At 66.5% G+C, this 9,346-nt stretch carries 9 protein-coding genes; 4 read left to right on the top strand and 5 right to left on the bottom strand.

Going from position 1 to position 9,346, the window contains the following annotated elements; all coding sequences use genetic code 11:
* Both ACMO6A_RS04090 and ACMO6A_RS04085 read left to right on the top strand, forming a co-directional pair.
* A partial coding sequence (locus ACMO6A_RS04090) for a hypothetical protein (RefSeq protein ID WP_418470819.1) occupies positions 1-1,118 on the top strand: 1,118 nt, incomplete at its 5' end.
* A 10-nt stretch (positions 1,119-1,128) separates the two neighbouring features.
* Entirely contained in the window at positions 1,129-1,530 is a 402-nt protein-coding gene (locus ACMO6A_RS04085) for a PaaI family thioesterase (protein WP_015760506.1), read from the top strand.
* A gap of 48 nt (positions 1,531-1,578) precedes the next feature.
* On the opposite strand, the gene ACMO6A_RS04080 is transcribed toward ACMO6A_RS04085, so the two are convergent.
* The 3 genes from ACMO6A_RS04080 to ACMO6A_RS04070 form a co-directional block, all read right to left on the bottom strand.
* Positions 1,579-2,910 (bottom strand): MATE family efflux transporter, encoded by a 1,332-nt coding sequence (locus ACMO6A_RS04080; protein WP_231566102.1) that lies wholly within the window; start codon positions 2,908-2,910, stop codon positions 1,579-1,581.
* A 5-nt stretch (positions 2,911-2,915) separates the two neighbouring features.
* Positions 2,916-3,371 carry a MarR family winged helix-turn-helix transcriptional regulator gene (locus ACMO6A_RS04075; RefSeq protein WP_009304577.1) on the bottom strand — a complete coding sequence of 152 codons (456 nt, stop codon included), beginning with the start codon at positions 3,369-3,371 and terminating at the stop codon, positions 2,916-2,918.
* A 283-nt stretch (positions 3,372-3,654) separates the two neighbouring features.
* A complete protein-coding gene (locus ACMO6A_RS04070) occupies positions 3,655-4,734 on the bottom strand; it encodes a dipeptidase (RefSeq protein WP_009304578.1) in 1,080 nt (359 codons plus the stop codon).
* A gap of 497 nt (positions 4,735-5,231) precedes the next feature.
* On the opposite strand from ACMO6A_RS04070, the gene ACMO6A_RS04065 reads away from it, so the two are divergent.
* Positions 5,232-5,501, top strand: a complete 270-nt coding sequence (locus ACMO6A_RS04065; RefSeq protein ID WP_009304579.1) for an autorepressor SdpR family transcription factor — start codon at positions 5,232-5,234, stop codon at positions 5,499-5,501.
* Positions 5,498-6,154: an SdpI family protein gene (locus ACMO6A_RS04060; protein ID WP_009304580.1), complete on the top strand. Its 657-nt coding sequence runs from the start codon at positions 5,498-5,500 to the stop codon at positions 6,152-6,154. The genes ACMO6A_RS04065 and ACMO6A_RS04060 overlap by 4 nt, the downstream gene beginning before the upstream one ends.
* On the opposite strand, the gene ACMO6A_RS04055 is transcribed toward ACMO6A_RS04060, so the two are convergent.
* On the bottom strand, positions 6,136-7,131 hold the full coding sequence (locus tag ACMO6A_RS04055) for a DMT family transporter (RefSeq protein WP_009304581.1): 996 nt from the start codon (positions 7,129-7,131) through the stop codon (positions 6,136-6,138). The two genes, ACMO6A_RS04060 and ACMO6A_RS04055, sit on opposite strands and share 19 nt — an antisense overlap.
* Positions 7,128-9,346: transcription-repair coupling factor (gene mfd, locus ACMO6A_RS04050; RefSeq protein WP_418470818.1), on the bottom strand; the 2,219-nt coding region annotated here is incomplete at its 5' end. The genes ACMO6A_RS04055 and mfd, both read right to left, overlap by 4 nt.

Raw genomic sequence — 9,346 nt, 5'->3', positions numbered from 1 at the left:
CCGCACCCGAGCAACCCGCCGACGAACGCGACGACCGGAACGAGCCCGGCGGCCTCGACGGCCGGCAGAACCCGCCCGCTGCCCCGACGGGCGGCGCTCCCGTGCCCCCTCCGCTGCCGGGGAATGCGTACGCTCCTCAGCAGCCGCAACCTCAACAGCCCCCCTACGGCATGCCCCATCCTCCGTATGGCCAGCCCGCGCAGCCGCCGTACGGAGGCCAAGCCCCGCAGCAACCTTACGGCCAACCGCCGTACGGTGCCGCACCCCAGCCTCCGTACGGCTACCCGGCGCAGCCGCCCTACCCCGCCGAGCCCGCGCAGCCGAAGAGGCGGGCGTGGCCATGGGTGCTCTCGGGCTGCCTGCTCGTGCTCCTGCTGGGCATCGGCGGCTGCGTGGGCTGCGTATCGTGCGCCGTCATGCTGGACGACCGCTACGGCAGCCCGTACGAATACGGAGGTTCCTACCTCTTCGATGATTACGGCTACAGCTTCCCCTTCGACGGTTTCGACGGCAGCTCCGGCGGCAACTCGAACGGCTCGGGGTACCACACCTACGAGGCCATCAAGGAAGCCGCCGGCGACCTGCCGAGCGAAATCGCGGACGGTAAGTGCTCCTCGGGCGTGTACCGCGTGGGCGCAGGCCAGGACATCGAAGCGGGCCGCTACTTCTTCGAGGGCAGCATGGACGAGGAAGGCTACTTCACCGTGTTCGCGAGCAACGGTTCGTCGGGCGGCTACGACGTGAAATCGGTTTTCACGTATTTCGGCAACTATTTCGCAGACCTCGAGGAAGGCGACCTTGTCGTGTTCATGGGCGCGGGCGACGACCGCATGTACCCGGCCGACCAGGCCGATTTCAAACCCGAAGCGCCTTACAAGAGCGGGCTGTACCATGTGGGCACCGACATCCCGGCGGGCGCCTACGCCATCACGGTGCAGGACGAGGCGGCGGCCGTTGCCGACCAGGACAGTGCGGCCTACGTCATGAACAGCCTCAACTTCGACGGCGATACCATCATCGACACGAAGTACGTCCTGAAAGGCGGCACCCAGACGGTCACGGTGAAGGACGGCGAATGGCTGGAGCTGTTCGCCGCCGTCGCCACGCCGGCGGAATAGGAGGCGCGCGATGCTTTCCGACGATCCCACGCTCGAGGAGATCGAGGCCGTGTTCGCGAACGATCGCTTCGCCACCGAGGCGGCGGGCTGCCGCGTCGTGTCGGGCGAGCGCGGGCGCGCCGTATGCTCGATGGAGCTGGCCGACGTGCACCGCAACGCGATGGGCAACGTCATGGGCGGGGCCATCTTCACGCTGGCCGACTTCGCGCTGGCGATATGCTGCAACATCGGCGAAGAGCCCACCGTGTCGGTGGACTCTTCCATCAGCTTCTTCCGCTCCACGCAGGGCGCGGCGCTCACCGCCACGGCCGTCTGCGACAAGCCGGGCCGCCATCTGGGATTCTACACCGTCACGGTCGAGGACGACCTCGGCAAGCAGATCGCGAAGATGACCGCCACCTGCTATCGCTAGCCGCGGCTCCTCGCGCTTCCGCGAGATAGGGGGACGGACAGGCAAACCCTACGCGTAGCCGTAGGGTTTGCGCAGGTACACCAGGAAGAACATCGTCAGCACGAGCGCGCACGCCTCCGCCACGATGATGGCGCTCCACACCCCGTCGATGCCCCACACGATGGGCAGCAGCATGACCGTGGACGTTTCGAACACGAGCGTGCGCATGAAGCTGATGAGCGCCGATACCTTGCCGTTGTTGAGCGCCGTGAAGAACGCCGAGCCGTATATGTTGAACCCACACACGAGGAACGCCACCGCGTAGATGCGGAACCCGTGCAGCGTCATGGCGGCGAGCTCCGGATCGTAGCCCACGAACACGCTCACCAGCGGCGCCGCCAGCAGCTGCGAGGCGGCGAACATCGCGGCGCCTGTGGTTCCCACCAGTATGAAGCTCTTGCGGAACAGCCCTTTGAGCTCGGTCCGGTTCTGCGCGCCGTAGTGATAGCTCACCACCGGCCCTGTTCCCATGGAGAAGCCGAAGAACACCGCCGTGAAGATGAAGTTCACGTACATGATCACGCCGTACGCCGCCACGCCGTCGGCGCCGGCCAGCATCATGAGCTGGTAGTTGTACAGCATGCTCACCACCGACGCGGCCACCTCGGTCATCAGCTCCGACGAACCGTTGACGCAGGCCGTCCCCAGCGCGCGGAAGTCCACCGCCGGGCGCATGAAGCGAAGGCGGCTCGTCTTGCTGCGCGCGAAGAACGCGACCGATACCGCTGCGGCAAGCGCCTGGCCCGCCGCGGTCGCAACCGCGGCGCCCGCTATCCCCCAGCCCAAAACGGCGATGAACAGGTAGTCCAGCACGATGTTCGTCACACCCGCTGCGACCGTCACCGCGAAGCCCACCTGCGGCTTCTCCGCCGCGATGAAGAAGCTCAGGAACACGTTCTGCACGATGAACAGGGGCAACGCCACCAGCAGGATGCGCCCGTACAGAAGGCCTTGCTCTAAAAGACTGCCTTGAGCGCCCAAAAGGAGCAGCACCGGCTCGAGCGCTGCGGCGCCTACCGCGATCAAGACGGCGCCCGCCACCGCCGCCGCGATCGTTATGAACGAGAACAGGCGGTTCGCCCGCTCGGCATCGCCTTCGCCCATCGTCTTCGCCACCAGGGCGGCGCCGCCCGTGCCCAGCATGAATCCGATGGAGCCCAGCGCCATGGCCAGCGGGAACACGAGGTTCACGGCCGCCAGCGCCTCCTTGCCGGCGAAATTCGACACGAACAGGCCGTCCACCACGCTGTAGATGGACGTGAATATCATCATGGCGATGGAGGGCAGTGCGAAGCGCACGAGGCGCCCGTAGGTGAAATGGTCGGATAGCTTGATGGCCACGACGATCACCGTCCGTCCGGGTACGGCAGAGCTTCCACCTGCTCGCGCAGGAGCTCAAGATGCAGATGGGTCAGCCGCAGCAGCTCTTCGCTGTCTCGCGAGCCCATCGCAACGAACGCGGCCGTCTCGGCTTCCGCCACCGGCCGGACGCGCTCCTCCACCAACGCGCGACCAGCCTCGGTAAGGTGCAGGTGCGTGCCGCGCCCCTGCTCCACCCGAAGCTCCACGAAGCCCGTGCGCTCGAGCTTATGCACCGACGAGTTCACCGTCTGCTTGGTCAGGCCCGACGCCACGCACACGTCCCGCTGCAGACAGCCGTCGCCCAAATCGTCGAGCCAGTACAGGATACCGAAAGCGCTGTCGGACAGTCCCATCTTCACGGCTATGTCGTGGTACAGCTCGTTCTCGAGCCTGAACAGGTTGTTGTATTTCCGATTCGCACGGTCGTTGCGCGTATCCATGTCTCGCTTCGCTCCTTAACGAGTCTGATTTCGTACTCGAGAAAGTATAAGTACGATATCAGACTCGTAAAGAGGGTTCACGAAACCATCATGCGCTCGCAGTCGTAGGCTGCCAGCTTTTCTAGGCGAGCGAAGCGCAACGGCCTGTCATCCTGAGCGGAGCGACCGCAGGGAGCGCAGTCGAAGGATCGCGCGCGGCGCCAACCGTGAGACTTCCAGCTATCGCCGCACGGGATCCTTCGACTTCGGCGCTGCGCGCCTACGCTCAGGATGACAGGGGCCGCTATACGGACTCGACCCGCTCGAAGAAATCGCGCGCGTTCCGGAAGAACACCTTGTCGGCGATGTCGCGGCCGAACTCGCAAGCCAGCAGCTCATGCAGCGCGCCGATGCGGTCGCACGGTTCCAGCCAGCTGGGCACGTCGCAGCCATCGTAGTCGCTGCCCAACGCCAGCACGTCCTCGCCCGCCGTCTCCAACACATGGTCGACGTGACGCAACACGTCGTCGCGCGTCGGATCGGCCAGGCGATCGGTCAGGAACTGCGTGCAGAAGTTGAGCCCCGCGATGCCGCCGCAATCGGCCAGCTCGCGCAGCTGCCAGTCGGCCAGGTTGCGCGGATGCCCGCACACGGCGCGCGCGTTCGAGTGCGAGGCGGCGAAAGGGCGCCTCGCCGTTGCGCACACATCCTTGAACCCCGCGTCGTTGAGATGGGATACGTCAACGATGATGCCGCGGCGCTCCAGCTCGCCCACGCATGAGCGGCCGAAGCCGGTCAGCCCGTGGCTCGTGTCGTTGCCGCTGCCCAGCGCGTTCGGTCCGTTCCAGGTGAGCGTCACCATGCGCACGCCCGCGTCGGCCAGCGCGTCAAGGCGACCCTCGGCTGCGCCGTCGTCCTCCAGAAACGATGCGCCTTCCACGGTGAACACGGCTGCAGTTTTGCCCGCGGCGAGAGCGGCGTCGGCTTCGGCTATCGTGCGCGCTTGCGCCAGCTTATCGCCGCAGCGTTCCAGCTCGCGCTCCAGCACGGACTGCACGCGCCGGAACAGCGTCCAGGCCTCGTCGCCGCGCACCTCGTCGGGGATGAACGCCGCAAAGCACTGGCACCAGGCGAACCCTCCCGTGCGCGCAAGCGAGACATGGGCATCGTTGTCGGCGAGCGTGGCCATGCGGTGCGCGGGAATGCGCGCGTCGTGCGCGGCGAAGCCGCCCGGCACCGACGCGTCGCCGTGGAACGCCAGCCGGTCGAGCGTGTCGCAGTGCAGGTCGAACACCCGCAGGCGATCCGCCGGCACGGCCTCTTCGCTCGCGAGCCGCACGGCGTCCTCCTCCGTCAGCCCCTCAAGCGTCATGAACAAACCCATCGCGCATCCTTCCTCGTCGTATCCCGGGCCGATAGAGCAAAAGCGGCGCAAATTCGCGCAGCATCGAATCCGGCCCGATCGATCCCGATCATCGTAGCAAAGACGGCGTCCGAGAAAATGTCGTCCAGGCGAACGCGCACAAAACGAAGACGGTCGCGAAACGCGTGGCGCCCTTCGCCGGCGTGCCGCGAGCCATTGCGCCGATGTGAAATCCGATTGGAAAGCGTGCGTCGGCTACCGAGAGCATCTCGAGGTTTGGACGCAAATCGACTCCCATGACACTACGAGGGCCGGTTTGACCGAAGAAGAGGTACGCTGGTTTTTCGCCATCTGGGGCTTTGCTCATACCAGATGACGCAACGCCAAGGAGATGCGCTTCGAAACTGTCATGGGCGCCGTTTTGAGCCCAGCAACCGACACGCCCCGCTCCCCGCTTGCCCTTCCAGCTGCAAAGCGTTATATTTAACCATATTGTTAAATTATTGCGGAGAAGGACGATGGGCATCCAGGAGACGTTGAAAGCGCTGTCCGACCCGGTGAGGAGGGATATCCTCGAGCACCTCAAGCACGGACGCATGCCGGCCGGCGACATCGCCGACCTGTTCGACATCTCCGCACCCGCCGTGTCCCGGCACCTCTCGGTGCTCAAGAACGCCGGCCTCGTGCGCGACTACCGCGAGGGCAAGTACATCTTCTACGAGTTGAAGGCGTCCGTGCTGGAAGAGACGCTGCTTTGGATCGCGAATTTGAAGGAGCAGGCAGAATGAAGAACATCCGTAAGGTTATCTACGCTCTGATCGTCCTCAACCTCGTCGTGGACGCGGCGTTTCTCGTGCTCGCGCCCGACCAGGTCGCCGTGCATTTCGGCGCGAGCGGCGAGGCGGACCGCATCGGAAGCAAGTACGAGCATCTATGGTTTCCCGCGCTGGCGCTCGCGTTCGGCCTGGGGCTTCCGTTCATCGCGAAACGAAGCGACGCGCACGACGGCGACAAGCTCTTGAAGGCCGATGTCGTGCTCTTGGCCCTGATGGCAGTGTTCTCGCTGTTCGTGTTCGCGGACGGGCTCTCCAGCAGCGGCTCGCCGTTCGCAGCACTCGACCTCAACGTGGGAAGAGGCGCCGCCCTCGTCGCGGGCATCGCCTTCGTCATCTGCGGCAACATCATGCCGAAATCCGATCGAAACGAAGCCTTCGGCCTTCGCACGCCCTGGAGCCTGAGCAACGACGAGGTGTGGCGCAAATCGCAGCGTTTCGGCGGGTACGCGATGATCGCCTCGGGCGTGCTGACCGTCGTAGCCGGGCTCGCACTGCCCATGAACTTGGTCATGCCCGCCATGGTGGCCATCCTCTTGGCGGCAGCCGGCGCGAGCATCGTCGCCTCGTACGTGTACTACCGAAAGCACTACGACTTCGCCGAGTGACTCTCTTCAACCGCCTGCGCGCCGTCTTGCCGGACGTTCGGCTTCTCCCCTGTCACCAGGAAAATCATCGCGATCATGAGGGCGCACCCCGCCAGGTCGGCGCCGGTGAACGCGGTGCCTAGCCACAGCGTGGCGAACAGCGTGGCGCTGACCGGCTCGACAGCGCCCAGCAGGCTTCCCTGCACCGACCCCACCACCGACACGCCGTGTAGGTACAGCGCGAACGCCGCGAACGTGCCCACTAGCACGAACGCTGCGAACACGGCCGCGCCTGCAGCATCGAGCGCCGGCAGCGCGAGCGGCTCGCCAAGCGCCACGCCGCTGAAGTACACCGCTGCGGCCACGATACCGCCGATGAACATGCCGATGCCCGTGACCGCGAAGCTTCCCCAACGGGCGAACAGCTTCTTCGGGTACATGATGTAGAACGCCACCGACAGCCCGTTCGCGATACCCCACGCCAGGCCCATGAGCGGCAGGTACAGCGCGCTGGGGTCACCCTGCGTGGCGATGAGCCAGGTGGCGATGACGGCGGCCGCAAGCCCAGTCACCTCGCGCCCCCGCGGCATCCGTCGAGTGAGCACGCAGGTGAACAGCATGACGAAGGCGATGCCGGTGGTTTGCAGCACGGTTGCGGTGCCCGCGTTCGTGTAGCCGATCACGATGGTGTACGTGATCTGGCACAGGAACAGCCCCACGCCGCCGAACACGGCCAGCTGACCGAGCGTGCGCCGGTCGCCCAGCATAGCCGCAAGCTGCGCGCGGTTGCGCACGAGCAGCACCAGGAGGAACACCGCCCCGGCGCCCAGCATGCGCACGGCCGTGATGAACGAGGGCGTTATGTCGTAGTTCGCCAGCAGGAACTGGGCGCACGCGCCCGAGAACCCCCACAGCCCCGCGCCCGTGAGCGCGCACAGCACGCCCCGCAGATGCCGCCGCCGAAACACCGCCGCGCCCTCAGCGATCCCTTCCCTCATTTCGCCAGCTCCTCCAGGAACTCGGCTACGGGGGCCAGGAGGTTGTCGCCTTCGTCCAGCTTGAAGTAGCGCAGCGGCAGCGACAGCTTGCGCTTGTCGGCCAGGTAGCGGCCGCCAGCACGGCGCAGACCCGTCATCTTGTCGCGGGGCACGTCGATGGGCTCCACCACCAGCTTGCCCGCCGTCACCGACACGGTCTTGATATGGTGCTCGTTGGCGTAGGCCTTGATGCGCGCCTTCTCCAACAGGTTCTTCGCCGCCTGCGGCATGTCGGGGCGCTTGTCGGCCAAGTCGGCACGCACGTCCTCCACGGCCTGCTCGGTGGCGGCCGAGGCTATCCTGCGATACCACAGCACGCGTTCGTCGGCGTCCGGCACGTACTCTTCGGGCAGGTAGGTGTGCCCCGGCACGTTCACCGTGATATCGCTGAGCGCGGGCGGCAGCGCGTCCATGGCCTTGAGGTCGCCTTCGCGCGTGGCGCTCACGGCCTGGTTCAGCATCTGCGCGAACAGGTCGAAGCCCACTGCGGACATGTTGCCCGACTGCTCGGCGCCCAGCAGGCTGCCCGCGCCGCGGATCTCCAGGTCACGCATGGCGATGCGCATGCCGCTGCCGAGATCGGTATGCTCGTTCAGCGCGGTCAGGCGCGCGGCCGCCTCCTCGGTGAGCTCCATGTGCTCGGGGAACATGAAGTAGGCGTACGCCTGCGTGCACGAACGGCCCACGCGGCCCTTCAGCTGGTACATCTGCGCCAATCCGTAGCGCTGCGAGTCCTCGATGATGAGCGTGTTCGTGTGCGGGTTGTCGATGCCGCTCTCGATGATGGTGGTGGCCACCAGCACGTCCAGCTCGCCGGCGCTGAAGTCCTCCATCACGCGCTCCAGCTGCTCCTTCGACATCTGCCCGTGCGCCACGCCCACGCGCGCCTCGCCCGCGGCCGCGGTGACGCGCCGCACCGCCTCCTCCATGGAGCGCACGCGGTTCGACACGTAGTACACCTGGCCGCCGCGCGCCAGCTCGCGCCTGATAGCGCCGCTCACCACGTCGGGATCCCACTCGCCCACGTGCACTTCCACGGGACGGCGCTCGTCGGGCGGCGTGAGGATGAGGCTCATGTCGCGCACGCCCGACAGCGACATCTGCATGGTGCGAGGGATGGGCGTGGCCGACAGCGTGAGCACGTCGATGGACTCGCGCAGGTTCTTCATCTGCTCCTTGTGGCCCACGCCGAAGCGCTGCTCCTCGTCGATGATGACCAGCCCCAGGTCGTGCGGGTTCACATCGCGCGACAGCAAACGGTGCGTGCCCACCAGCACGTCCACGTCACCTTCCTGGAAGCCCTTGAGGGCGGCGGCCTGCTGCGCGGGCGTGCGGAAGCGCGAGAGCACCTCCACGCGCACGCCGAACGGCTCGCAGCGCTCCTTGAAGTTGGTGTAGTGCTGCTGCGCGAGGATGGTGGTGGGGCACAGCACCATCACCTGCTTGGAGTCCTGCGTCGCCTTGAACGCGGCGCGCAGGGCCACCTCGGTCTTGCCGAAGCCCACGTCGCCGCAGACGAGGCGGTCCATGGGCTTCGCCGACTGCATGTCGGCCTTCACGTCCGCGATGGCGGCCAGCTGGTCGGGCGTCTCCTGGTAGGGGAACGCCTCCTCCATCTCGCGTTGGGCCGCGGTGTCGGGCCCGAAGCGGTAGCCTTGCACGGACGCGCGGCGCGCGTACACGTCCACCAGGTCGAACGCCAGCTTCTTCGTGGCCTTGCGCGCCTTGGCCAGCGCTCGCGACCAATCGGCCGTGTTCAGGCGCGTAAGGCGCGGGCTCGCGCCCTCCGGCCCCACGTAGCGCGTCACGCGGTCGAGCTGCTCCACCGGCACGTACAGCTTGTCGCCCTCGGAGTACTCCAGCAGCAGGTAGTCGCGCGCGGTGCCGTCCACGTCGCGGCGGACCAGCTCCTTGAAGTAGGCCACGCCGTGAGCGGCGTGCACCACGTAGTCGCCCGGCTGGTACGGGAAGGTGATCTCGGTGATGTCCACGTGGCGCGACGGCCGCGACGTGGACGCCCCCTGCGTGTCCGACAGGCTGACGATGGCCAGCTTCGCCTTCGGGATGATCATGCCCAGGGGGACGTCCACGTCCACCACGTTAACCACGCCCCGCCGCAGACGGCGCTTGGCGATACCTTCCAGTTCGTCGGCGTCCTCTTCCGCGTCCAGCGTCT

It is taken from the genome of Eggerthella sp., from assembly GCF_048329335.1.
Classification (GTDB): domain Bacteria; phylum Actinomycetota; class Coriobacteriia; order Coriobacteriales; family Eggerthellaceae; genus Eggerthella; species Eggerthella lenta.
Note: the sequence above shows the minus strand (reverse complement) of the source record. Positions and strands in the feature narration are given on the sequence as shown.

Bases quoted from the DNA above. Each gene is read 5' to 3' on its own strand.
- ACMO6A_RS04085 (WP_015760506.1), top strand. From the start codon at position 1,129: ATGCTTTCCGACGATCCCACGCTCGAGGAGATCGAGGCCGTGTTCGCG.
- ACMO6A_RS04075 (WP_009304577.1), bottom strand. From the start codon at position 3,371: ATGGATACGCGCAACGACCGTGCGAATCGGAAATACAACAACCTGTTC.
- ACMO6A_RS04070 (WP_009304578.1), bottom strand. From the start codon at position 4,734: ATGGGTTTGTTCATGACGCTTGAGGGGCTGACGGAGGAGGACGCCGTG.
- ACMO6A_RS04065 (WP_009304579.1), top strand. From the start codon at position 5,232: ATGGGCATCCAGGAGACGTTGAAAGCGCTGTCCGACCCGGTGAGGAGG.
- ACMO6A_RS04060 (WP_009304580.1), top strand. From the start codon at position 5,498: ATGAAGAACATCCGTAAGGTTATCTACGCTCTGATCGTCCTCAACCTC.
- ACMO6A_RS04055 (WP_009304581.1), bottom strand. From the start codon at position 7,131: ATGAGGGAAGGGATCGCTGAGGGCGCGGCGGTGTTTCGGCGGCGGCAT.